This window comes from Aeromonas sp. 604443, from assembly GCF_049170315.1.
In the GTDB taxonomy this organism is placed as follows: Bacteria; Pseudomonadota; Gammaproteobacteria; order Enterobacterales; family Aeromonadaceae; genus Aeromonas; species Aeromonas veronii_A.
The window spans coordinates 163,934-189,181 of the sequence record NZ_JAAKMI010000006.1; the positions used below are offsets into that span (position 1 = coordinate 163,934).

Annotated in this window: 19 protein-coding genes, 1 tRNA gene, 1 pseudogene and 1 riboswitch; of the genes and pseudogenes, 15 read left to right on the forward strand and 6 right to left on the reverse strand. The window is 59.5% G+C overall.

The window, feature by feature from the left end; all coding sequences use genetic code 11:
- Positions 1–216: 216 nt before the first annotated feature.
- The 8 genes from G5380_RS11080 (at position 217) to G5380_RS11115 (ending at position 10,586) form a co-directional block, all read left to right on the forward strand.
- Positions 217–1,278, forward strand: a complete 1,062-nt coding sequence (locus G5380_RS11080) for a porin (protein WP_216952723.1) — start codon at positions 217–219, stop codon at positions 1,276–1,278.
- Positions 1,279–1,397: 119 nt separating this feature from the next.
- Positions 1,398–2,318 carry an ABC transporter substrate-binding protein gene (locus G5380_RS11085; protein ID WP_216952722.1) on the forward strand — a complete coding sequence of 307 codons (921 nt, stop codon included), beginning with the start codon at positions 1,398–1,400 and terminating at the stop codon, positions 2,316–2,318.
- A 33-nt stretch (positions 2,319–2,351) separates the two neighbouring features.
- A complete protein-coding gene (locus G5380_RS11090) occupies positions 2,352–3,230 on the forward strand; it encodes an EamA family transporter (RefSeq protein ID WP_421172968.1) in 879 nt (292 codons plus the stop codon).
- Positions 3,231–3,666: 436 nt separating this feature from the next.
- Complete coding sequence (gene yjeM, locus G5380_RS11095; protein ID WP_421352740.1) at positions 3,667–5,133, forward strand: glutamate/gamma-aminobutyrate family transporter YjeM; 1,467 nt, start codon at positions 3,667–3,669, stop codon at positions 5,131–5,133.
- A gap of 259 nt (positions 5,134–5,392) precedes the next feature.
- On the forward strand, positions 5,393–6,304 hold the full coding sequence (pbpG, locus tag G5380_RS11100) for a D-alanyl-D-alanine endopeptidase (protein WP_042053464.1): 912 nt from the start codon (positions 5,393–5,395) through the stop codon (positions 6,302–6,304).
- A 222-nt stretch (positions 6,305–6,526) separates the two neighbouring features.
- Positions 6,527–7,564, forward strand: coding sequence for an acyltransferase (locus G5380_RS11105; protein ID WP_227341551.1), 1,038 nt, complete (start codon positions 6,527–6,529; stop codon positions 7,562–7,564).
- A 291-nt stretch (positions 7,565–7,855) separates the two neighbouring features.
- Positions 7,856–9,898 (forward strand): TonB-dependent receptor, encoded by a 2,043-nt coding sequence (locus G5380_RS11110; protein ID WP_421208913.1) that lies wholly within the window; start codon positions 7,856–7,858, stop codon positions 9,896–9,898.
- Positions 9,899–9,962: 64 nt separating this feature from the next.
- Positions 9,963–10,586: a PepSY-associated TM helix domain-containing protein gene (locus G5380_RS11115; RefSeq protein WP_421208914.1), complete on the forward strand. Its 624-nt coding sequence runs from the start codon at positions 9,963–9,965 to the stop codon at positions 10,584–10,586.
- Positions 10,587–10,823: 237 nt separating this feature from the next.
- Here G5380_RS11115 and G5380_RS11120 read toward each other — a convergent pair.
- Positions 10,824–10,909: transfer RNA gene (locus G5380_RS11120), tRNA-Leu, on the reverse strand.
- 143 nt (positions 10,910–11,052) lie between these two features.
- On the opposite strand from G5380_RS11120, the gene G5380_RS11125 reads away from it, so the two are divergent.
- The gene (locus G5380_RS11125; RefSeq protein WP_421352741.1) at positions 11,053–11,586 is read left to right on the forward strand and encodes an RDD family protein; all 534 of its coding nucleotides are present in this window, start codon (positions 11,053–11,055) and stop codon (positions 11,584–11,586) included.
- A 66-nt stretch (positions 11,587–11,652) separates the two neighbouring features.
- On the opposite strand, the gene lptG is transcribed toward G5380_RS11125, so the two are convergent.
- Together lptG and lptF are read right to left on the reverse strand one after the other, a co-directional pair.
- On the reverse strand, positions 11,653–12,723 hold the full coding sequence (gene lptG, locus G5380_RS11130; RefSeq protein WP_216952705.1) for an LPS export ABC transporter permease LptG: 1,071 nt from the start codon (positions 12,721–12,723) through the stop codon (positions 11,653–11,655).
- 26 nt (positions 12,724–12,749) lie between these two features.
- Entirely contained in the window at positions 12,750–13,862 is a 1,113-nt protein-coding gene (lptF, locus tag G5380_RS11135) for an LPS export ABC transporter permease LptF (protein WP_005342794.1), read from the reverse strand.
- 172 nt (positions 13,863–14,034) lie between these two features.
- Here lptF and pepA point away from each other — a divergent pair, with 172 nt between their 5' ends.
- The 3 genes from pepA to G5380_RS11150 all read left to right on the forward strand — a co-directional run bounded on the left by pepA (position 14,035) and on the right by G5380_RS11150 (position 19,090).
- A complete protein-coding gene (gene pepA, locus G5380_RS11140; protein WP_005336423.1) occupies positions 14,035–15,543 on the forward strand; it encodes a leucyl aminopeptidase in 1,509 nt (502 codons plus the stop codon).
- A gap of 174 nt (positions 15,544–15,717) precedes the next feature.
- The gene (locus tag G5380_RS11145) at positions 15,718–16,173 is read left to right on the forward strand and encodes a DNA polymerase III subunit chi (RefSeq protein ID WP_100644885.1); all 456 of its coding nucleotides are present in this window, start codon (positions 15,718–15,720) and stop codon (positions 16,171–16,173) included.
- A 64-nt stretch (positions 16,174–16,237) separates the two neighbouring features.
- A complete protein-coding gene (locus G5380_RS11150) occupies positions 16,238–19,090 on the forward strand; it encodes a valine--tRNA ligase (RefSeq protein WP_421352742.1) in 2,853 nt (950 codons plus the stop codon).
- Positions 19,091–19,157: 67 nt separating this feature from the next.
- Here the strand turns inward: G5380_RS11150 and G5380_RS11155 are convergent, their stop codons facing one another.
- A complete protein-coding gene (locus G5380_RS11155; protein ID WP_227341555.1) occupies positions 19,158–20,144 on the reverse strand; it encodes a sodium:calcium antiporter in 987 nt (328 codons plus the stop codon).
- An 88-nt stretch (positions 20,145–20,232) separates the two neighbouring features.
- Positions 20,233–20,339: riboswitch (yybP-ykoY riboswitch) on the reverse strand.
- A gap of 169 nt (positions 20,340–20,508) precedes the next feature.
- Between G5380_RS11155 and G5380_RS11160 the strand changes: the two genes are divergently transcribed.
- Complete coding sequence (locus G5380_RS11160) at positions 20,509–21,096, forward strand: superinfection exclusion B family protein (RefSeq protein ID WP_216952701.1); 588 nt, start codon at positions 20,509–20,511, stop codon at positions 21,094–21,096.
- 96 nt (positions 21,097–21,192) lie between these two features.
- Here the strand turns inward: G5380_RS11160 and G5380_RS11165 are convergent, their stop codons facing one another.
- Positions 21,193–22,047, reverse strand: a complete 855-nt coding sequence (locus G5380_RS11165; protein ID WP_421352756.1) for an AraC family transcriptional regulator — start codon at positions 22,045–22,047, stop codon at positions 21,193–21,195.
- A gap of 4 nt (positions 22,048–22,051) precedes the next feature.
- A pseudogene (locus tag G5380_RS11170) lies at positions 22,052–22,549 on the reverse strand (GNAT family N-acetyltransferase).
- Between the two features lie 644 nt (positions 22,550–23,193).
- On the opposite strand from G5380_RS11170, the gene G5380_RS11175 reads away from it, so the two are divergent.
- Together G5380_RS11175 and G5380_RS11180 are read left to right on the forward strand one after the other, a co-directional pair.
- Positions 23,194–24,357 carry a hypothetical protein gene (locus G5380_RS11175; RefSeq protein WP_421352743.1) on the forward strand — a complete coding sequence of 388 codons (1,164 nt, stop codon included), beginning with the start codon at positions 23,194–23,196 and terminating at the stop codon, positions 24,355–24,357.
- A gap of 109 nt (positions 24,358–24,466) precedes the next feature.
- On the forward strand, positions 24,467–25,246 hold the full coding sequence (locus tag G5380_RS11180) for a substrate-binding periplasmic protein (RefSeq protein ID WP_216952698.1): 780 nt from the start codon (positions 24,467–24,469) through the stop codon (positions 25,244–25,246).
- The last annotated feature ends 2 nt before the right edge of the window (positions 25,247–25,248 follow it).

A 25,248-nucleotide genomic window follows, 5' to 3' on the forward strand; every position in this document is an offset into this window, starting at 1 on the left:
CATATCCAACCTATGGAGCTCGAAAACGGGCGGCATTCTACCACAAGGGCAAACCTTTGCGCACAAAAGTAGCCGCTGCGAGCAAGAATGTAGCCAATTCATCCAATTGCAACCCAATTGCCATCGACTCTTCATCCAGTTGTCACCCCGCTGTCATGCATCCTCCCTAGGATGGCCCCGTCTTCAAAACAAAAGCTTGCAACACAAGGGATTAAGATGAAAAAGCTGACTGTAGTGGCACTGGCTCTGACCGCCGCCTTCCAGGCGCAAGCCGTTGAGGTGTATAAAAATGATACCGCCATGCTGGACCTGTATGGCCGCATCTACGCCGGTCAATTCTTCGGCGACAAGAAAGAAAACGTCGATACCGCCAACCCGAATGGCACCAAGGATTACAGCGCCAAGCAAGGGGCTAACCAGTTTGTCCGCTTCGGTGCCAAGGCTGAAACCCAGATCCAGAGCGGTCTGAAGGCGCTGGCCCAGTACGAAGTTCAGATGTACATCAACGACAGCGAGAAGACCATCAGCGAGAGCTCCGACAACCTGCGTACCCGTCTGGCCTTTGCCGGTGTGGGCGCTGACTGGGGTACAGTGACCTTCGGTCGCCAGAAAGGTGCCCCGGGTTTCCTGGCGGACTGGACTGATGTCTCCCTCTCCGACGGCTACGGTAACGAAGCGCTGGGTGCAAAGACCGACACCTTCGCCACCAACCGCGCCGGTTCCGTACTGAAATACTCCGGCCTGTTCAATGGCTTCCAGCTCGACACCAGCTACAAGTTCGACGGTGGTGACACCGAAGAGACTACCAGCAAGGATAGCGACGCGGCCTACGGAGCAGCCGTGGCCTATACCTTCCCTTTCAACCTGTCGCTGGGTACTGCCTATAACGTCGGCCTGCGCGACAAGAGCGGTGAAGAAGATGCAAAACTGTGGCTGATCTCCGCCAAGTTTGACAACAAGGCCGCCTACGCCGCCCTCAGTTATGCCGATGGCAGCGACTTCCTGGCGACCGGCACCGATCACACCGGTTGGGAAGCCGCGCTGGGCTACAACTTCGAGAATGGCTTCGGTCTGATGGCGCTGTGGAACAAACAGGAGCAGGACAAGGCTGGCACCAAGAAAGACAATGTGGATTACTACACCCTGGGAGCCCAGTACAAGTTCAACAAGAACCTGCGGGTGATCGGCGAGTACCGCATCAACAATCTGGACAGCGTTGCCGGCAAAGCGACCGCCAACAAGGATGACTTCCAGCTGGCTGCTCGCTACGACTTCTAATCGAGGTTTTCTGATACCCAAAGCGCGATGGCTTGCCATCGCGCTTTTTCGTCGCTGTTGCTCAGAAAACCACAAACTGGCCTAGGCTCAACAGTAGATGTATCGCCGGAGAGATGATCATGGTCAGGCTGCTTTTCGTCCTGCTCTTGCTGCTGGCTCTTCCCGCTCACGCCCTCAATATCGCCATGGTACTGTGGCGTGGCGAAACCGCCGCCGAGGCGGGCTTTCGGGCCGAACTGACCCGACTTGGCTATCAGACCACCATCACCGTCTACAATGCCAATCAGGATCGCACGGCGCTGGCGACCATGCTACGTCAGCAGATGCTGCCGAAACTGGCCGAATACGACTACATCTACACCTTCGGTACCACAGCCACCACCATGGCAAAGAGTTTGGTCGCCAATCGCAAGCCCATGATATTCAATGTGGTTTCAGATCCTGTCGGGGCAGGTTTTCTCTCGGAAGACAAAGCCCAGAACAGCATGGTGGCCGGGGTAAGCAATATGGTGCCGATGGCGCTGCAACTGGCCAATGCCAGCAAGTACCTCCCATCGGATAAGCGGCTGCTGCTACCCTTCAACCCGCGGGAGCAAAACACCCTGCTGGTGGCCGACATGCTGATCAACGCGGCCAAAGGCTACCAATGGCAAGTCGCAACCTGGCGTATAGCACCGGATCCAAAGCGACTGGAGAACGAGTTGAAGCGGCTGCAACAGGATGCCAAAAACGACATCGTCTTTCTGGCCGCAGACAGCTATCTGCTCTCCATCGCCCCCCGTTTGCTGAATGCACTCAACGCAGCTGCCATCCCTACCATCTGCAGTGCAGAGCTGTTCGTCGAGCACGGCTGCAGCGTGGGCACCATCAGCAGCTACGAGGCGCTGGGCAAGATGGCCGCAGTAATCATCCATCGCCACCAGCAGGGAACGCAGTTGCAGGATATTCCGCTGCAGACAGATCCCCACCCCAAACTGGTGCTGGGGCAACTGGGCAGCACCACCAAGCAGGAGAAGAACCCCGAGAAACCGAAGCTTTGATAAAGATCTCGGCCAATCAGGCTCCAGGCGGGTATGCTGTTGGCCCCCATCGCCCGAGAGCCTTTTCCCATGAGCACCACCGTCTTTTTTGCCGTTCTGCTGGCAGCCCTGCTTCACGCCAGCTGGAATGCGCTGGTCAAAATTGGCGAAGAGCGGCTGGTGGGCGTGTCACTGGTGGCGATCTTTTCAGGGCTTATCGCCGCCGTGGCGCTGCTGCCCATGGGGCTTCCCTCTGCTGCCGAGCTGCCCTGGCTCGGCCTCTCAGTCCTGCTCCATATCGGTTACTGCCTGTTTCTCAGCCATGCCTACAATCAGGGCGATTTTGGCCAGATCTATCCGCTGGCCCGTGGCAGTGCCCCGCTGCTCGCCATGGCGTTAAGTGCCCTGCTGCTGGGGGACTACCCCGGTTACGGCGGCATCATCGGCGCCTGCGTGCTGATCATGGGGGTCTTGCTGATGGCCTGGCGAGGTGGGCAGCAGCGCCTTGACAGCAAAGCGGTTCGGGCAGCACTGATCACGGCCATGTTCACGGCGACCTATACCCTCTCGGATGGAGCCGGCGCCCGCGCAGGGGGTGAACCGGTACGCTACACCCTCTGGCTCTTTGCCTGCACCGGGCTGGCGATGCTGCTAGTGCTGATCGTCCACCAGAAACGCAACGCATGGCGCCAGATCCGTCGCCATGCGATGGCGGGAATGGCAGGAGGTGCCATGTCACTGCTCGCCTACGGGATTGTTATCTGGGCCATGACCCAAGCACCCATTGGCGTGGTCGCGGCTCTGCGCGAAAGCAGTGTGCTGTTTGCCATGCTGCTCTCGGTCTGGCTGCTGAAAGAGCCGCTCGGGCGCATGCGGCTGACGGCGGCGGCCATTATAACCGGCGGCGTGCTGCTGACCCGGCTGGGAGGATAAGCGCTGTCGCCATTGGGGCGCATTTATCAGGCAGGATGGCGTAATTCACTCCGCCAAATATGCCGAATACCAACTAATGGAAATAAGTGTCGGCCCGGGCGTAAATGTTTACATCCGCAACGTATCAATTAACTGGCAGGTCTGTTTATTTCAACCACAGCTTCATTCGGGAAACTTACCTGCCAAGCAGCATTAATGATAAAATCGTTCACAGTTAATTTTCGGCAACGCTGACCAATACTGCGCATGGCACAGACCATGCCGCTCCGCCCATACATTCATTGACCGCCTGACGGGTAAGCCAGCCCGGTCAGAGATGACCCGATCGCGCCCGCCACAGCAGGATGGCATGGCGCTACCGCGTTATTAATGGGTCCGGTTTCGTCTGTTTAATTTTTGATTATTTTAAATCCAGCACCATCAGGGAGTTTTTAATATGTCGGCAAAAAAGCTGAAGTTGGGCGCCTTTATATTGATGATATTAACATCGGTATTTGGCGTCACTAATATCGGGATCGGTTTTTACCGAATGGGATATGCCGCCATTCCGATGTTCGTGATCGGCGGTCTGTTTTTCTTCATCCCGTTCATTTTGATGATGATTGAGTTTGGTACCGGCTTTCGCAAAGAGGCGGGCGGCATCTTTACCTGGATGCGCCACTCGGTCTCGACCCGATTCGCCTTTATCGGTCTGACCATGTGGTTCGCCTCCTACGTCATCTGGATGTTTGGCAAGGCGCTCTCTATGTGGGTGCCCCTCTCCTTCATGCTGTTTGGCCGCGACATCACCGTCATCCCGGTCACCCTGGGCACCAGCATCGACTTCGGCCCCTTTATTCTGGGAGTGGTCGCCATCGCGCTGGTTGCCACCGTCACCAAGCTCATCACCCTGGGTAGCGCCCGCTTCGCCAAAGTGGCGGCCATCGGCGGTCTCTCCGTGGTGGCACTCAACGTGTTGCTGCTGGTCGGTGGCGTCTTCACCTTCGCGGTGAGCGGCATGACTCTGCAGGAGCCCTTCACCCAGGCATCGCTGACGGCTTCTCCCAATGCCGCTTTCAACGACATCATCCCCTTCCTCGGCTTTATGGTGTTCGCCATCTTCGCCTACGGCGGGGTCGAGGCGATGGCCGGGGTGGCTGACGAGCTGGAAGATCCGGAGCGCGACCTCAAGCGCGGCATCTTCCTCTCCGGCGCCTTCATCGTGCTCTGCTACATCATCGGCTTTCTGGCGGTCGGCTCCATCATGCGCTGGAGCGACTTCCCGGCCGAGGGGATCACCTCACTCTCCGCCCTTTTCATCATCATGCTGGAGCTGGGGCGCCATCTGGGTGGCGAGTGGCTGGGACAGGTGTTCATGCGCTTTGCTGGCCTTGGTATGTTCCTGAGCTATCTGGGTGCCTTTATCGCCCTCTCCTACGCGCCGCTGCGCCAGTTCATCACCGGCACCCCGAGCTACTTCTGGCCGGAGCGTTTCCAGCGCGAGAACGAGAATGGCGTGCGGATTGAAGCCCTCAAGGTGCAAGCCTGGGTGGTCTGTCTGTTCATTGCCGCCAAGTCCATCTTTACCCTGATCAACCCGGAAGGGGCCGCTGCCCTCTATGAGCTGATCATCACCATGACCAACGTCGGCATGACCCTGCCCTACATGTTCCTCATCTACGCCTGGTATCGCTATCGCAACAACCCGGCGCTGGGCAAGGACCTGATCTTCTTCAAGAGCGCGGGCTCGGTACTGTTTGCCACCATCATCAGCCTGATCCTGGTCGCCTTCGGCAACGTCTTTACCGTGGTCGCCCCCTTTATCTCCGGCGATATCTCCACCGGCGTCTGGACCATCATTGGCCCGCTGCTGTTCGTGGTGATCGCCATGCGCTTCAAGGTCAAGCAGGAAGATGCCCACTAAACGGTAAGCAATGCTCCATGCCAATCGGGACTGTTCTGGTCCCGATTTTTTTTAGCGCCGGCTTCCGCTCGCCATCACGACCAGCCCATATTGTTAATGCAGAAAAGACTCCATGGAGACCCTTTTTACGTTCTCCTCGCCGCCAGAGCGCGCTCAACGCCGTAAATTATCAATATCAAGGTGAGAATGATTGTGAAGCGCCAGTTCACGACATATAACTTAGCGAGATATCCCTGTATTTCGTCCGGTAGAGCTGATCATGATGATGCGTTCCCTCCTTCCCCTGTTGCTTGGCGCAGTAATGCTGCCGGCCACTATGGACAGTGCCCATGCCAACCCCTTTTCCGCCAGCAGCAAAAGCAGCAGCGGCTTTCTCGAGCGACGGGATGTGCCCAACCTCAGCTCGGCTGCCTTCGTGGTGGCCAACCACAGAACCGGCGAGGTGATCTCCGAGCGCAACGGCAACCGGGTAATGCCCATCGCCTCACTCACCAAGCTGATGACGGCGCTGGTAGTGCTGGATGCCAACCTGCGCCTCAACGAAATGCTCACCGTGACCAATGCCGACATCGACCGCATCAAGGGAACCGGCTCGCGCCTGGCCATAGGTTCCAGGCTCAGCCGCGCCGAAATGCTCCATATCGCCCTGATGTCCTCTGAAAACCGTGCCGCCTCGGCACTGGCCCGCCACTATCCCGGCGGTCAGCGCGCCTTTGTCGAGGCGATGAACGCCAAAGCCCGCATGCTGGGGATGTGGAATACCCACTATGCAGACAGCACCGGGCTCAACCCGCGCAATGTCTCCACCGCGCAGGATCTCGCCAAGCTCGCCGCCGCAGCGGCCTCCTATCCGCTGATCCGCCAGTACTCCACCGACGAGCAGAGTTATGTGCGCACCAACAAGCGTCAGCTGCACTACCTCAACTCCAACCGGCTGATCCGCGAAGGGCAATGGGAGTTCACCCTCTCCAAGACCGGCTATATCCGTGAAGCGGGCCGCTGTCTGGTGCTGGGCACCAAGGTCAATCGTGAGCCGGTGATCATGGTGTTGCTCAATGCCGAGACCACCAACGATCGGGTCGCCGACGCCAAGCGGATCAAAACCTGGCTGGAGAGCTCGGGCAGAACCACCCTGGCCGCCAACCAGAGCAGCATGCTGACTCACCAGTAAGCTCGAGATCCCCAACCAAGCGAGGCGCCCGCCTCGCTTTTTTATCTGCATGAGCGCGCCCAAAAAACGGGAGCCCGCTCCCGTTACAGGTAACACCTTCCACCATCCCGTTACAAAATGTAACTACTCAACAGCGTAATTCACACTAATAGAATCAATTGGTTGTAACCTAGCAGCGAGAATTTTAGCGTGCCATCACAACCCCTGTAACGACGAGCCACCATGCGTATTTCCAGTATCGAGTGCGGGCGGGTACTGGCCATTCTGGCCGTGATGACCATTCACGTATCCCCCTTCGCCAATCCGTTCAATCCCGCCCTGTGGGGAAGTGGATCCTGGCTCTGGCTGAGCGGCACCATCAACCAGTTATGCCGCTTTGCCGTGCCGCTGTTTTTCCTCTGTGCCGGTTACTTTCTGCAGCCGAGACTGAGCCGCGAAGCGCCGCTGACCGTGGCCTGGCGCTACTGCCACCCCTTGCTGCTGCTCTGGCTGGTATGGAGTCTGGTCTACCTGCTGGTGCCGTTCAATCCGCTGGATGCCGTACAGCAAGGCTATCTGGCCTCCCTGCGCGGGCAGTGGCAATTCCAGCTCGGCGACCCCCTCAATGGCTGGCTGGTGGGCGGCATGATCCACCTCTGGTTCCTGCCAGCCCTGGTCATGGCGGTAGCCCTGCTGGCACTCTGTTACCGGCTTGGCAGACCATCGCTCGCCATCTGGCTGGGTCTTGGCCTCTACCTGCTGGCGCTGCTGGGGGGCTCCTATGCCAAGCCGCTGCTGGGCGCCGAGTGGCCACTGCTCACCCGTAACGGCCCCTTCTTCTCCCTGCTGTTTGTGGCGCTCGGGGCCCTGTTGCGCCAGCGTCAGTGGCAGCCCGATGCCCGCACCGGCTGGCAACTGCTGCTGGCGGGCGTGACGCTCTATGGCTGTGAAGCCTGGGCGCTGCAGCACTTTGCCGCAGTGCCGCTCACCCGCCACGACTTCCTGCTCGGCTCCCTTCCCTGGGCTCTCGGCCTGTTTGGACTGCTGCTGGCCAACCCCGAGTGGGGCAAGGGCAGCTGGCTTGAACGTCAGGCCCCCAAAGTGCTCGGGATCTACTGCCTGCACATGATGCTGGTGGTCTGGCTCTTCGTGTTTGGCCCGCAGGCCGCATCCATCCTGTGGGAGATCGCCAAGGTGCCGCTGCTGCTGGGATCGTCTCTGCTGGTCTATCGCCTGCTGGCGACTATCCCCCTCACCCGCCGACTGCTGAGCACTCGCTGAGTCCGATATCCGGCCCGTCCTATCGGGCCGGATATCGCTTCACATTTCGCACCTTTTTCTTCCGCTACGCCCTTTTCCCTCGCTTCGTTCTCGCGGTTTGCTGTAATGGCTCTGCTTTTCAGCCGAGCTCTGCCGACCACACAACACGCACCCAAAGCTCCCTCCATTTTCACCTTGCCAGACAAATGAAAATCAATATCATTGGCATCCCGCTTAAGCGGGTCAGGCTAATTATAATTAAATCAATATGTTCGAGCCGTCAGGTCGACATCCAAAGAGTCAATATTGAATATGCAGCACCCTCACTTTCGCAGAACGCTGGTCTCGCTGGCACTGCTGGGCACCGGCTTCACTGCCCAGGCCACCGATGAAACCATGACTGTGGTTGGCAAACGCTCCCAGCATCAGGAAGTTGCCACCGCAACCCGTACCAATACGCCAGCCAAGCTGGTTCCCCAGACCATCGACAGCGTCAAGGTCAGCGAGCTGACCGCCTTCGGCCAACCTACGCTGAGTGAAGCCCTGAGCGGCATTCCCGGGGTCAACGCCAGCGGTGATACCCGCTTCGACGGGGTCAATATCCGCGGCTTCAGCGCCAGCAACGACTTCTATCTCGACGGATTCCGCGACGACATGCAGTACACCCGGGATCTCGGCAACATCGAGCGGGTGGAAGTGCTCAAGGGCCCGGCTGCCGTGCTCTACGGCCGCGGTAGCACGGGGGGCATCGTCAACCGGGTCAGCAAGAAGCCGCAAAAAGGGCAGGAGTCCAGCGTCACCGCCCGGGTCGGCGGCTTTGACAGTCAGCGACTGGCCGCCGACCTCAATGGCGAGGCGAGTGAGCAGGTGCAACTGCGCCTCAACATGGCGCAAGAGGACAAAGATAGCTTCCGCAACGGCGTGAAGAGCAAGCGCACCCTGCTGGCCCCCTCCGCCAACTGGGAGATCAGCGACAACCTCAACTGGCTGGTGCAGTACGAGCGCAACGAACATGACCGCACCCCGGATCGCGGCATTCCCGGGGTCAATGGCCGTCCGGCCGATGTGCCGCGAGAGTATGTCTACAGCGATACCAGCCGCGACTTCATCGATGACGTGGCACAATCCACCCGCTCCCGCCTCTCCTGGGATATCAACGATCAGTGGCAGTTGCGCCAGCAGCTCGGTTACTCCACCCTCGACAGCCAGTTTGACAACACCTATGTCACCAGCGTCAAAGGGGATCAGGTGACCCGCTCCCGCTGGCAGCAGGATCTCAAAGCGAAGAACCTGATCAGCAACACCGAGGCAGAAGGTCTGTTCCAGACCGGCCCGGTGGAACATCGCCTGCTGGCCGGCTTCGAGCAGAACTGGCAGGAGCGCACACCCAAGCTCTACCAGAACGCCACCGCCATCCCGTCCGGCAACCTCTACGACCCGGGCTCACTGCCTACCTACAATGGCGCCATGAAGCTCTCCAGCGACGCCAAACACAAGGTGCGCGGCAATGGCCTCTATCTGCAGGATCAGCTCAGCCTGGGTGACTGGCATCTGGTTGGCGGGCTGCGCCGTGACGACTTCACCGTCACCAGTCGCCGCTACGACCTCAACAAGGAGGAGAGCGTCTCGGTCAACAGCCTGAGCCCGCGCCTCGGTCTGGTGTGGAATCCCCTCGAGGATCACGCCTTCTACACCTCCTACAGCAAGACCTTCACTCCGGTGGGTGGCGAGCTGATCGGCATCACCCCGGGTGACAAGAACAACGGGCTGGAACCCCAGCACACCCGCCTCTACGAGGGGGGGGTGAAGAGTGACTGGCTGAACGGCAAGCTGGCGACCACTCTCTCCCTCTATCGACTGGAGATGTACAACAAGCGCACCAAGGACCCGCTGGATCCCACCAAGGTGATCCTTACCGGCCTGCAACGTACCGAAGGGATCGAGCTGAGCGCCCGTGCCGAGCTGACCGACGAGATCTATCTGCGTGGCGGCTTCGCCATTCAGGATGCGGAGCAGGTCAAGGCGGATGCGGATCTGCAGGGCAAGCGCCCGATGAACGTCTCCCGTCAGAATGGCCAGCTCTATCTCGGCTACAAGAGTGGCGAGCAGGGCTGGTTCGGCGAAACCGGCGTGACGGCAGTGGGCGATCGCTTTGCCGACAACGCCAACACCACCACACTGCCCGGTTACGCCCGCTTCGATGCGCGCGCCGGTTATCGCTGGCAACAGTGGGAAGCCGAGCTGAGCGCCGAAAACCTGACCGATCACGAGTACTTTGTCAGCGCCACCAGTGCCACCCAGATCATGCCGGGTACGCCCCGTCAGCTGAGTCTGACCGGAACCTACCGCTTCTGATCTCTGTGACAACCACCCCGACTGGCCAGCCCTTGCTGGCCAGTTTTTTTATGAAGCAACCACGATGAAACGCAGAAGAGTTCCCCTTCACAACAACAAATGGGTACGCCGCCTCCATGCCTGGGCCGGTTTTTTTACCCTCGCCCTGATGCTGATGTACGGCATCACCGGTCTCTGGCTGCAACACCGTGCCGTGTTGCCCATCCCCGGCCCCCACACCGATAAATCGAGTGAAGAGATAATGCTGGAGGCGCCACTCGCCAGCCCGGAGCAGCTGAAAAGCCTGCTGCAACAGCGCTATCCCGATACCTTTGCCGACGGGCGAACCATGATCACCCCGGCCCAGACCCTGCCCACCCCGAACGGCCCGCTCACCCTGCCCGCCAAGTGGGAGATGCGCGGCGTCACCCTCAGCCAGAGCGTGGCCGCCAGCTATGTCGAGGGTACCCTGCTGGTACGTACCGACCTGCAGCAAGCCAACTTTGCCGCCAGCCTCAACCGGCTGCACCGCGGCATGGGCACCGGCCTCGGCTGGCAGCTGTTTGGCGATATCGCCGCCCTGGCCCTGCTGCTGCTCGCCCTCACCAGCCTGTTTATGTGGACCAAGCTGCACGGCACACCCAGAGCCATCATCGCGCTGACGCTCGCAGGCAGCCTCGGTACCCTGCTGTTTGCCCTGCTGGGATAACGCAGCAACCATGATCTGATGCAGCAAGGTTTGGAAAGAAAACAGCGATAGAAACAAGCCGCTGGCGGTGATGTCGGCGGCCACATCAAGAAAAGGAAATAACGGAGAGCGGGAAAAGAGAAGGGATACCAAGAGGTAACGGGAAGTACTGCCAGCTCAACAGTAACGCCCCAAAAGCGTAGAAACGCCAAAAAACAAAAGGCCATCATTGCTGATGGCCTTTTGTCATGAATTTTATGGTGCCCGGGGTCGGACTCGAACCGACACGGTTATTCACCGGCGGATTTTGAATCCGCTGCGTCTACCGATTTCGCCACCCGGGCAACTGCGAGGGATTATACGAATGGCGCGATGCCATGCAAGGTGTTTTTCGATTGAACACTCCCGTTTGTTCATTTATTCAACGCCTTGCCGATGCGGGGCCAGTTACATAGAATGCCGCCATCATCTTAATGGAATAAAAACGATGGCCAAGCCTAAAAAAGTCCAACAAAAATCCCTCTCTCCCGCCACTCAGCCATACCCGTCAGCAGGTCTGCTGCGTCGCCTCGGCGCCCTGATCTATGATGCGCTGGTGGTGACTTCGCTGCTGATCATCGCCGGCTTTATCGGCATGGGGGTCGCCAAGCTGCTGCTGGTCACCGGCATGGCCAGCGTACCGGCGGGTGAAGATACCGTCTGGTTGCTGACCCGCCACCCCCTGAGCCTGATCTACACCCTGTGGCTCGCCTTCGTCATCTGCGGTTTCTACACCTGGTTCTGGACCCGCGCTGGCCAGACCGTCGGCATGCGCGCCTGGCGGCTGCGCATTCAGAACGAAGATGGCAGCCATATCCGTATTACCCAGGCGCTGATCCGTCTCGCCACTGCCGCCTTTGGTCTGGGCAACCTGATGTGCCTGTTCAACCGCAAGCGCCCACGGGCGTTCCAGGATATCTGGGCCGAATGCGAAGTGATTGTGCTGAGCAAAGAGGCAAATCTGGAATTGTTGAACAAGTAATACCGGATCAATGCAATAACGAAAGAGGGCACCAGCAGGTGCCCTCTTTGTATTACCACGTGTGAATTACTGCTTGCGGCTGAGGATGTAGAAGGAGATGCCGCCAAACAGCAGGCTGGGCGCGACAGCCGCCAGAATGGGCGGTACCGCATAGACCAGACTGATGGGGCCAAACACCCGATCACTCACATAGACGGCAAAGCCGGTCATGATCCCCATCAGCATCCGCGCGCCCATGCTCACCGAGCGTAGTGGGCCGAAGATGAAGGAGGAGGCCAGCAGGATCATCGCCACCACCGAGAGCGGTGACAGCAGTTTGCGCCACATCTCCAGCTTGTAGCGACCGGCATCCTGCTTGTTGGCGTCCAGGTAACCGATGTAGTCGAGCAGACCGGAGACCGAGAGATTCTCGGGGTCGATACTCACCACCCCCAGCTGCTTGGGCGTCAGCTCCGAGCTCCACTCCATCTTGTCGTGCTCTTCACTGCGGATCTGAGCCGGGTCGTCGAAGCGGGTAACCTGCGTCTGCTTGAGCAGCCAGTGATGCCTTTCAAATACCCCCTCCCGTGCCTGCACCACGTCGATCAGCTTGCGCTCGGGGGTGAAACGATAGAGGGTGATGCCGGTCAGGGCACCATCGTTGCGCACCCCGTTGATATTAACGAAGTTGTTGCCATCCCGTGCCCACACCCCGTAGGCCGAGACGGTAAGCCGCCCTTCCGACATGGCACCGGCACGGATATCATCCGCCATCCGTTTGGCGACAGGGGCCACATACTCCCCCATCAGTCCTACCAGGATCATCAGCGGGATCGCGGTTTTGAGCGCCGCCATTACAATACTGATCTTGGAGCGGCCCGCCGCCTGCATCACCACCAGCTCGGAGCTGGTCGCCAGCTGGCCCAGACCGATCAGACCGCCCAGCAGTGCCGCCAGCGGGAAGAAGAGCACCGCCTCCTTGGGCATGGAGAGCAACACATAGTAGAGAGCATTGAGCATGTCGTAGTTGCCCTCTCCGACAGACTTGAGCTGTTCCACATACTTGATGAGCGCAGCAAGACCAACGAGCGTGAGCTCACACAGCAGGATCGACATAAAAATGACCCTGCCGATATATCTATCGAGAATGCCAAACATCAGCGGTAGTTCCTATGTGGGCTTCATCATTTTGATTTGTTTATGAAATATTTGCTCTTTACCCCGTTCCACCAGCTGGTGCCCTGCAAATTGAGGGGCAGGCCAATAAACAGCAGATAACCGAGCGGAACCAGGAACATCCCCGGCCAGTAGGGCAACCGGCCACTGTCGATAGCCGAGCGGGCAGCACTGAGCAGCAGGAAGTAGGAGAGATAGAGCATGATGGCCGGCAACAGCTTGGCGTAGCGCCCCTGACGGGGGTTGACCCGAGCCAGCGGAACTACCAGCAGGGTGAGCACCGGAATGGAGAGGGGCAGCGAGATACGCCATTGCAATTCACCCATCATGTCGTTTTCCTGGGTACCCAGCAGCTCCATGGTGGGTTTGGCCGCCGCCTTGCGGTTGGAGCGCTCCATCTCCTGCTGACGGATCACCAGACCATACTCGCGAAAATCGGAGATCTGGAACTGCTTGCCGGAGAAGTTCCCTTCATAGCGGGAACCATCCTTCAGAGTCAGCCACTGCAGACCATTCTCATCGATCGTCACCACCCCTTCGCTGGCCACCACCACCGAAGGGGGGTTGCTGCCTTCAGCCCGCTGCAAGATGAAGATCTTCTGCAGCTTCGAGCCGTTGTCGTTCAAATCCTGGATATAGGCAACCAGGCGCCCCTTATCGAGCTCCATAAAGCGGCCCGCCTGCAGGAAAGAGATCCCCGGATCCGACTTGAACTCGTCGATCACCTGATACTCTCGCTCCTTGGCCTGCGGGGCGATCCAGCCGGTGTTGAACGCTGCGACTGCAGCGGTCAGCAAGGCCAGCAACATGGCGCTGCGCATTACGAAACGGTGGCTGAAACCCACCGCATGCATCACCGTCATCTCGCTTTCGGCGTAGAGGCGACCATGGGCAAACAAAATGGCTAAAAAGAGACTGATAGGCAGCATCAACAGCGCCATATTGGGCAAGTTGAGCAGCAGCAGGGTGGAGACCAGACGTGTCGGCACCTCGCCATCGGCGGCATCACCGATGATCTTGATAAATTGTTGGCTGACAAAGATAAGCAGCAATACGAATAACACTGCCAGCTGGGTTTTCAGGGTTTCCCTGAACAAATATCGGAAAACGATCACAGTCATTCCCAAGTAAACTTGTGTTTTTAGTCGAATGCCTGAAAAATAGGGCCGTATATTGGATTTTTACCAGTTTGAACTGCGGAGCCTGTGGCTGTTCGCTCCGCCTCTGATACCCCAACAAGCACCGCATTATTCAATAAAAGGTGCCTTTTGTCTTTAGGATGTAGGAGATTCCATGGAGTTCAGTGTAAAGAGTGGCAGTCCAGAGAAGCAACGGAGCGCCTGCGTCGTAGTCGGCGTATTTGAGCCGCGTCGCCTCTCTCCGGTTGCCGAACAACTGGACAAGATCAGCGATGGCTATATCAGTTCGCTGCTGCGCCGTGGCGACCTGGAAGGGAAACCAGGCCAGATGCTGCTGCTGCATCAAGTACCGGGCGTGCTCAGCGAGCGCGTACTGCTGGTCGGATGCGGCAAGGAGCGGGAACTCGACGAACGCCAGTACAAGCAGATCATCAACAAGACCATCACCACCCTGAACGAAACCGGCTCCATGGAAGCGGTCTGTTTCCTCACCGAGCTGCACGTCAAGGGTCGGGATACCTATTGGAAGGTGCGCCAGGCGGTAGAAACCACCAAGGCGGGCCTCTACAGCTTTGATCAGTTCAAGACCAACAAGGCCGAGCCACGTCGCCCGCTGCGCAAGCTGGTATTCAACGTGCCGACGCGTCGGGAACTGACCATTGGTGAAAAAGCCATCGCTCACGGTCTGGCCGTGGCCAAGGGTGTGCGGGTCTGCCGCGACGTGGCGAACATGCCGCCCAACGTCTGCAACCCGGCCTATCTGGCCTCCCAGGCCCGTCGTCTGGCCGATGCCTACGACAACATCACCACCAAGGTGGTGGGCGAGCAGGAGATGGCCGAACTCGGCATGAACTCCTATCTGGCCGTGGCTCGCGGCTCCGACAACGAAGCCATGATGGCCATCATCGAATACAAGGGTCATCCGGATGCCAAGCCCATCGTGCTGGTTGGCAAGGGTCTGACCTTCGACTCCGGCGGCATCTCCATCAAGCCGGCCGACGGCATGGACGAGATGAAGTACGACATGGGTGGTGCCGCCTCCGTGCTCGGTACCATGCATGCGCTGGCCCAGCTGCAACTGCCGATCAACGTCATCGGCGTGCTGGCAGGCTGCGAGAACATGCCGGGTGGCAACGCCTATCGTCCGGGTGACATCCTCACCTCCATGTCCGGCCAGACCATCGAAGTGCTCAACACCGATGCGGAAGGTCGTCTGGTGCTGTGTGATGCGCTGACCTATGTGGACCGCTTCGATCCGGAAACCGTCATCGACGTGGCGACCCTGACCGGTGCCTGCGTCATCGCGCTGGGCCACCACACCTCGGGTCTGCTGGCCAACCACAACCCGCTGGCCCACGAGCTGCTCAACGCCTCCGAGCAGGCGGGTGATCGCGCCTGGCGTCTGCCGCTATTTGACGAGTATCAGGAGCAGATCGACAGCCCGTTCGCCGACATGGCCAACATCGGCGGTCGTCCGGCCGGCACCATCACCGCAGCCGCCTTCCTGTCACGCTTCACCAAGAAGTACAACTGGGCCCACCTGGATATCGCCGGGACTGCCTGGAAGAGTGGCAAAGACAAAGGCTCCACCGGTCGTCCGGTGCCCCTGCTGACCCAGTTCCTGCTGAACCGGGCTGGCGTGGATATCGAAGAGAAAGAGTAACTCTCCGGCCCCTGCCGATGGCTGCATCGGAAGGGTTGGCGTTACCCTGAACCACAAGGAAGAGGCCCGCCTCTTCCTTGTTTCATTCTTGAATCAGTGAGTTGCGGACGGGAAACGCCCCGTCAGCCTCATGAGGCGGTCAACAGTCCGTCACCGCAAAACGGGATCAACCTGATGAGCCAAGTGACCTTTTACCTGATGAGCGAACAGGATGACACGCAGGCCTCTGCGGTCGAGCGACTGGCCTGTACTCTTGCGGCCGAGTCGTGGGGCACGGGCCATATCTACCTGTTCTGCAACGATGAGGCCCAGGCCCTGCGTCTGGACGAGCTGTTGTGGCAACTGCCACCGGAGCGCTTCGTGCCGCACCAGCTGCAAGGCGAAAGTGGCATGGCCCCGGTGGAGATCGGCTATCAGCCACCGAAACGGCGCTACGCCCGCCTCATCAATCTGGCCACTGCGACACCTTTGTTTGCAGGACACTTCGCTCAAGTGGTAGATTTTGTCCCCACTGACGAAACACAAAAGCAGCAAGCTCGCGAGCGCTACAAGCACTATCGCCAGGCAGGCCATGCCCTCGAAATGAGGGATCAGCCCGTCCTTGCCGCACCGGATCCGGCGCAGCCCTGACTGCAACCAATTGATCCATAAAGAATCAACACCAGACTCCATCCATCCAGATTACGGCGAGACCATGGAAAAGACTTTTAATCACAACGCCATCGAACAGGCGCTCTATCAGCACTGGGAAGCCCAGGGTTACTTCAAGCCCCACGGCGACACCAGCAAAGACTCCTTCTGCATCATGATCCCGCCGCCGAACGTCACCGGCAGCCTGCACATGGGTCACGCCTTCCAGCAAACCCTGATGGATACCCTGATCCGCTACAACCGCATGCAGGGCAAGAATACCCTGTGGCAGGCGGGTACCGACCACGCCGGTATCGCCACCCAGATGGTGGTTGAGCGCAAGATCGCCGCAGAAGAGGGCAAAACCCGCCACGATTACGGCCGGGAAGCCTTCATCGACAAGATCTGGCAGTGGAAGGAAGAGTCCGGCGGCACCATCACCCGCCAGATGCGCCGTCTGGGTGACTCCGTGGATTGGGAGCGCGAGCGCTTCACCATGGATGAGGGGCTCTCTGCCGCCGTGCAGGAAGTGTTCGTCCGTCTCTACGAAGATGGCCTGATGTACCGTGGCAAGCGTCTGGTGAACTGGGATCCCAAGCTCAACACCGCCATCTCCGATCTGGAAGTGGAAAACCGCGAGATCAAGGGCCACATGTGGCACCTGCGCTACCCGCTGGCCAACGGCGCCAAGACTGCCGAAGGCCAGGATCACCTGATCGTCGCCACCACCCGTCCGGAAACCATGCTGGGTGATACCGCCGTCGCGGTAAACCCGGAAGACCCGCGCTACAAGGCGCTGATCGGTCAGCACATTCTGCTGCCGCTGGTGAATCGTCTGATCCCCATCGTTGCCGACGAACACGCCGACATGGAGAAGGGCACCGGCTGCGTGAAGATCACCCCGGCCCACGACTTCAACGACAACGAAGTGGGCAAGCGCCACAACCTGCCAATGATCAACATCTTCACCCTGGACGCCCACGTGCGTGCCGAGGCCGAAGTGGTCGACAGCAACGGCAACCCCAGCACCGCCTATGACGCCGCCCTGCCGACCGAATTCGCCGGGATGGAGCGCTTCGCCGCCCGCAAGGCCATCGTCGCCAAGCTGGACGAGCTGGGCCTCTTGGCCGAGATCAAGGATCACGTGCTGCAGCAGCCTTACGGCGATCGCGGTGGCGTGCCCATCGAGCCGATGCTGACCGACCAGTGGTACGTACGCGTGGCACCGATGGCCAAGACCGCCATCGAGGCGGTGGAAGATGGCCGCATCCAGTTCGTGCCAAAGCAGTACGAAAACATGTACTTCTCCTGGATGCGCGACATTCAGGACTGGTGCGTCTCCCGTCAGCTGTGGTGGGGTCACCGCATCCCTGCATGGTATGACGACGCCGGCAACGTCTACGTGGGCCGCAGCGAAGATGAAGTGCGCGCAAAGCACAGCATCCCGTCCGTGACTACCCTGCGTCAGGACGAAGATGTGCTCGACACCTGGTTCAGCTCCGCCCTGTGGACCTTCTCCACCCTGGGCTGGCCGAACAACACAGAGGCGCTCAAGACCTTCCACCCGACCGACGTGCTGATGAGCGGCTTCGACATCATCTTCTTCTGGATTGCCCGGATGATCATGATGACCATGCACTTCATCAAGGACGAAAACGGCCAGCCACAAGTCCCGTTCAAGACCGTCTACATCACCGGCCTAATCCGTGACGAAGAGGGCCAGAAGATGTCCAAGTCCAAGGGCAACGTGCTGGACCCCCTCGACATGATCGATGGCATCTCGCTGGAAGATCTGCTGGAGAAGCGCACCGGCAACATGATGCAGCCGCAGATGGCCGAGAAGATCGCCAAGCGTACCGCCAAGCAATTCCCGGAAGGGATCGATGCCCACGGCACCGACGCCCTGCGCTTCACGCTGGCGGCGCTGGCCTCTACCGGTCGTGACATCAACTGGGACATGAAGCGCCTGGATGGCTACAACAACTTCTGCAACAAGTTGTGGAACGCCTCCCGCTATGTGCTGATGAACACCGAAGATCAGGATTGCGGCTTCAACGGCGGCGAGATGCAGTTCAGCCTGGCGGATCGCTGGATCCAGTCCCAGCTGCAAGTGGCCATCCGTGACTTCCGCACCGCCCTCGATACCTACCGCTTCGACATCGCGGCTGGCGTGCTGTACGAGTTTATCTGGAACCAGTTCTGTGACTGGTATCTGGAGCTGACCAAGCCGGTACTGACCAAGGGTTCCGAGGCCGAGCAGCGCGCTGCCCGCCACACCCTGGTGACCGTGCTGGAAACCCTGCTGCGTCTGGCGCACCCGATCATCCCGTTCATCACCGAGACCATCTGGAAATCGGTCGCCCCGCTGGCCGGCGTACACGCCGACACCATCATGATGCAGGCCTTCCCGGAGTTCGACGCCGCCAAGGTGGACGAAGCCGCGATGGCGGATCAGGAGTGGGTGAAGGAGTTCATCGTCAGCATCCGCAACATCCGCGCCGAGATGAACGTGGCCCCGAGCGTGCCCCTCAACGTGCTGCTCCAGTGCGATGCCAAGGATGCCCAGCGCGCCGCTGACAACGAGGCCTTCCTCAAGTCGCTGGCCCGTCTGGAGTCCATCCGCGTTCTGGCGGACGGTGAAACCGCCCCGCTGTCAGTGAAGAAGCTGATCGGCGCTACCGAGCTGATGATCCCGATGGCCGGTCTCATCGACAAGGATGCCGAACTGGCCCGTCTGGCTAAAGAGGTTGCCCGTCTGGTGGGCGAGTGCGGCCGTATCGAAGGCAAACTCGGCAACGAAGCCTTCGTCGCCAAGGCGCCGGAAGCGGTCATCGCCAAAGAGCGCGAGAAGCTGGAAGATTACCGTCTCCAGCTGACCAAGCTGGAAGCCCAGCAGGCTGAAATCGCCGCGCTGTAAGCACCGCCCCAACCGATACAACAAAGCCCCCTGCCAAGGGGGCTTTTTCATATCCGCGCTTCCCGCTTCAGCTCACCAGCAGCCAGCCGCAAAAACCGAGATAGAGCAAGCCCACCAGCGCCAACCGCCCGGCGGTCATCACTCCCTTTCTGAACCCCCACCAGAGCAACCCCACCGCCAGCAGCGTCACCAGCGAGGAGGCCATCATGGCACCATCCAGCAACCAGGGGGTGAAGATCAAGCAGAAGGCCTTGGGGATAGTGCCCTGGATCATCATGGCCCCGGAGATATTGGCCAGCGCCAGCCGATTCTTGCCCTGTCGCACCCAGATCAGCACGTTCATCAGCTCCGGCATCTCGGTCGCCACCGGACTCAACAGCAGGGCCGCCAGCACCGGCGAGAGGCCAAACAGTTCGCCCATGCTCTCCAGCTGATGGACAAACAGCTGTGCCGCCAGCGCCACCACCACTAACGCAGCCAGCGTCTGCAGCAGCACCTTGCCAAGAGGCGGGATCCCGGCATTTGGAGCCAGCTTGAGGGGCTCAGGCAACTCGACCTCATGGCTGTCGCTCTGCTTCAGCTCGCGCCTTACATAGACGAGGTAGACCAGCAGGAAGAGCGGGGCCAGCCAGCTCTTGCCGGTAAAGGCGACCAGACCCAGTACAGTGGCCACCAGAAAGATTCCCATAAACCAGCGCTGATCCCGGCCAATCTCGCGCTGTACCTCCCCATTGATGGCGCGCTCGGTACGCCCCATGCAAAGCAGCAGAGTGAGACCGACCGCACCATAGCCGATGGTGGCCAGCACCAGCGGCCCGCCGAGGGCGGCGCCGATGCCGATCTCCTGCTGGGCGGTTGTATTGCCTATCAGCAGGGCGGTCAGGGTGACGATGCATTCGGGCAGCGCCGTACCCAGTGCAGCCAGCAGCGAACCAGTGGCACTTTGCGAGAGTTTGAAGTGGTGTCCGGTCCATTCGATGCCGTTAACGAAGTATTCGCAGGCAAGGTAGATGGTGACCGCAGAGACGAGAAATAACAGCAGGGTAATCAACATAATAGATACCGCCAGGCGAGCAGAATAACCGATGGACCCGACATGGCTCGCCCGGCTGGCGTGCATATCGAGGCCAAAGGTCTTGCAGAGCGATAGTGCCTATCGCCGCCCATGCCATGGATGCGAGGATCCAAGAGTGTTGACATGGGCCCGGCCCGGAATACGGGCGGGTTGCTACTCCCCAATGACTGAGGGGACGTTTTACCAACTCGACCGTCACCTCACAAGGCAAATTACTGATAACTCATTCAATAAGTTGTAAGGAAATGTATCGCCAGCCTCCCCTACCCGGCGCCATTACGCTGTTGGCACACCGATTGCTGTAGGTAGTTCACTATCCACAACAGTTTGGGAAGGATGAACAATGAAACGGTGGATCCAACATTTCTATCAACTCAGCCGCCTCAATTGGCTGATGGTCTGGTTGTTGCTCTGTTGCAGCATCATTTTGCTGTTTCCGGCCGGGCTGATGAAAGGGGCCGTCAGCCAGTGGGCTGCGGATCATGCGGCCTGGCTGGGGGTCGGCATGCTGATCGCCATCTCCTACTTCTGCAGTCAGGGCTTCCTGATCGCCTGGGAGTGGGCTTGCGAAGAGTGGCAGGCGCGCCGTCAGCAGGACCAGCTGGCCCAGATGATCGGCTTCCTCGACTTCAACGAAAAGGCGGTGCTGCGCGAGTTCGTGCTGCAGCGTAAAAGCGTCATAAACTTGCCGATCACCGAGCCCGCCGTCAAAAACCTGATGGATGCCGGCGTCCTCACCTATGCCTACGGCAAGCCGACCCGAGATAAGGATGACGAGAACCAGATCCGCGCCCTGATGATCGCCCTGCCCGCCCGACCGCTGCTCACCTACAAGGTGCTGGGGCTGTCGCGTGGCAAGATGAGCGACGAACAGGTGGAGCAGATCATGAACGCCCGCCCCAAGTTCGCCCAGAAGGGGTTCCAGCGCTAACCGCTGCCCAACCGCCAGATGCAAAAGAGCCGGACACTGTCCGGCTCTCTAATTTCTGCGCGATGCTCTGTACCATCCCTTACGTCTTGTTGTGCCCTAACCCTTTAGGCTGGAGCAAAAGCTCACATCGGCCACCTTGGTCACCGGATCGAAGCTGTGATAGAGCTCGAAACAGGGTCGATCATCAAATTCGAAACCGGCCGCTACCACCTCACCGATATGTTGCTGCCAGAGTGCGGGGTACTGGGCCGGGTCGGTCACGGTAAAACGTGACTGGCCATAGCGGCCGCCCGCCAGCTGCTGGATCTCCACATTGCCACTTCCCCTGATGCCCGCCGGCACGGTGACGCAAATATCGGTGCGGCACTGCTGGGGAGCCGTCACTTCGGGGTTGTCGTGGTAGATGAAGATCCACTCCCCTTCGGCCAAGCCCAACCCGACAGCCCATTGATAGAGCTGGTCACACACCGGCTCATAGCCTATGCCGTAAGGGCCGGTGACCCGGATATAGGCCAGAGTGCGCGCAGCCATCTGTTCGGTTTTCATCTGTAGCCTCCTTTCACTGGAACGGCCTTCAGCATAATCAGAGACCCGGGCAGCCGCGTGTCCATTCTTGCTCAGTTGCAAGAGTGACGGCTGGCGGCGCAACATCCCCGGTGCCATGGCAAACTGCTTGCGAAACGCCTTGGCAAAGGCCTGTGAGCTGGCAAAACCGGCCGAGAAGGCAATCTCGGTGATCGGGTCGCGACTGTAGCAGAGAGAGCGAGCAACCCGCTCCAACCGCAGGCGGCGCTGCATCTCGGTCGGGGTTTCACCGGTGACGGCGGTAAAGACCCGATGAAAGTGATAGCTGGAGAGCGCCGCAAGACTGGCCGCCTCACTGAGGCAGAGCTCGGGATTCTGCTCCAGCGCCCGGATCACCGGGCGCAATCTGGCCTGATAATCGACCATGCCGTTAGCGACTGACGCCCCCCGCAACTCTAGCCATATAGAACACATCCACATAGCGCCCTTGCCGGAAGGCATAGTCACGAGCCAGCCCCTCCTACGTGAAACCGAACTTGCGATAGAGCGCCTGTGCGGCCTCATTGTCGGTATAGACGGTCAGCTCAATCCGGTGCAGGTTGAGCCAGTTATCGGCCAGATCCAACGCCGCAGCCATCAGGGCAGAGCCCACCCCCTTGCCTGCCCAGTCATCCCGTACCCCCATACCGATACAGGCCACATGCTTGCGTCTCGGATTGGGCTCAACCAGCAGCGAGAGCTGGCCTACCAGCAAGCCGTCAACATCGGCGACCAGTGCCACCACGCTGTCACTCTCCAACCGCTTCTGCCACTGGCTAAGGGGAGACATAGGCAAGTGCAAAGTGCCCGCCTGGGCATTGGGCATGGCATAGAGATCCCGCAAGGCGGGGGCATCGGCGGATTCGGCATGACGGATGGTAATCTGCATATGAGGCTCCTTCTCGAAACGTCCATCATGCATCATCCATCGCATCAGTCCATACAACCGGCACGGTCAGAGTGATTTATTGTCGGCAGACAGGGCTGCACACTGAGCCATTCAGCCAGTTTCATAGGTGAAAAAAAACGGAGCAAACGCTCCGTTTTTCAATGCTTTATCAATCCCGGACGGAACGCGCTTCGCGCTCTTGCCGCTCCCTTGCCAACAGGCGTTTGTACCACCAGCTACTGCGACGACGTTGTGCATTGGAAGAGCGACGAGCCATTTCTTAGGTTCCAGCCAAGAGTAGAAAGGAGCTGCATTATGCGACAGGGATCACGTCCATGTCTTTAGCTGGATCAAGAAAAGCCTCACTGGCCCCCTGAAATCCTCTTCTGGTTTTGCTGCCATGTGGCCACTGGCAGCACCATCGCAGGGGAACGCCAGACTCTCAGGCCCACTCCAGCAATCAACCCGGCCCCGAGTTTACTTGACGGATAATCATACAGCCTGCTGGCATTGTGGAACCAATATGGTAGCCTGCCAGCGCCTGCGGGCAGTCTCTCGCTGCCACGCGCAAACTCCCGGTGAATTTGTCACGTCCTGACAAAATATAACCTTATTTATCAAATCGTTATTTGGATCTTATCCCAATGCGTATCATGCCGTTGCTCAAGGCTGCCTGCCTGAGCCTGATGTTGTCCGCCTGCGTTGCCCCATTGCTAATGATGAGCCCCACCAGCCAGCTGATGTGGGCCCTGCTCAAGCCGCTGGTCGGCTTTGACCCGAACGAGGTCAATCTGTTCGAACAACCCCTGATCAAGGATCGGATGACCGCCATCCTTGGCCCCAATTACGACAGCACCATGCAGTTGCTCAAGACTGCCGACAAGTTACAGCAGGAGGGGCCGCTTTTCTATGTGGTCTCCGAGTATGCGCCCGTGCCGGATATCGCCAAGCAGGCGGGGATGGTGTGGAACTCGCAAACCAACCAGATGTCTGTATTGCTGCAAAAAGGGGATGGCACCACCCTGACCTTCGGCGAAAATCTGGCGGGCACGGCACCGACATGGCCAACCGCCATGCAGGGCTGGCAGACCCCCACCAGCCAGCTCACCCCGGCGGCCAATGCCCTGACCGGGGCGGCGACCAGTCAGAGTGGCGCCTCCCCCTTCTCCCTTGGCAGCGCTCTGGGCACAGTGACCCGCGGCGTCACCGGCTCGCTGACCAACAGTGCAAGTCAGGCTATCAGCGGCGCAGCCGCCAACGCCACAGGGCAGGCCACCCAAGCGGTAAGCCAAAGCGCGACCGATCTGACCCGTAGTGCAACCACCGCAGTCACTGCACCCGCCAAACAGGCGGTGAGCAGCACCGCTGCGACCGCAACGCAAGAAGCCACCAAGGCCGTTGCCACTTCTGCCAAACAAGCCGTCAGCACCGCCGCCGCAACCGTGACGCAAGAAGCCACCAAGGCCGTTGCCGTTCCTGCCAAACAAGCCGTCAGCAGCGCCGCTGCGACCGCGACGCAAGAAGCCACCAAGGCCGTTGCCGCTCCAGCCAAGCAAGCCGTCAGCAGCGCCGCTGCGACCGCGACGCAAGAGGCCACCAAGGCTGTTGTCGTTCCTGCCAAACAGGCAGTCAGCACCGCCGCAGCTACTGTGACACAGGAAGCCACCAAGGCTGTTGCCGCGCCAGCCAAACAGGCCGTCAGTGCCGCCCCCCATACGGCCGGAGAGAGCGCCACCGATGCCGCCATAGCAGCAGAAGCCGAGGCTCGCGCCAAGGCAGAGGCGGAGATGGAGGCCCTGCTAAAATAAACCGACAGGTCACCGCAAGGTGGCCTGTCGCGGTATCCGCGACCCGACTATGAACTTCCGGCCAAGGACACATAGACTGATAGGTAATTCCCTGCACAAGGAGTGCGCCATGCGATCCCTGCTCGCGGCCCTTATCGCCCTGCTCCTGCTGACCAGCTTCCCCGCACGGTCCGCCTTTATCTATTACTCGGAGCAGAACATGCCCCTCAACGGGCTGGACAAGGAGGGCAAGCCCATCGGGCTGGCAGTTGAGCTGCTGCGGCTGATGTGGCGCGAGCTGGGGGAGCCGGAGCAACCGATCCAATTTCTGCCATGGGCCCGCGGTTGGTATCTGCTGACCCAGCAACCGGAGGCCGTTCTTTTTACCACCGCCAGAACCAAAGAGCGTGATCCCCATTTCCTATGGGTTTGCCCCATCAGCCACTCGCGAGTGACGCTGGTCGGACGAAAACAGGATGCCCCCAGAGTGACCGGCAAGGGGGATCTGGCCAAACTGCAGGTAGGGGTAATGCAGGCTGACGTGGGGGAGCAGTTACTGCTCAACCGCGGCATCAGCCCGGGCAACATGATGGCGGTGGAGCGCATGGAGCAGGTGGTACGCCAGCTCATCATGGCCCGTACAGATCTGGTAGCAGGCAACGAGGTGATGTTATTCCATCAACTGAAAGCTCTGGGATTTGCCGCGGAAGATTTCATCTCTGTCGCAGTGCTGGAGGAACAGGACAACTGCTTTGCTTTCAACCCGCGGGCGGATCGGCAGCAGGTCGCCCGGTTGCAACAAGCCCTCGATCAGGTTCGTCTCGGTAGCGAATACCGGCAGTTGATGGAACGCTACCAGCGACTCAGTAACCTTCCCCAAAGCGATAAGCCGCTACCGAAGATCGAGTAACC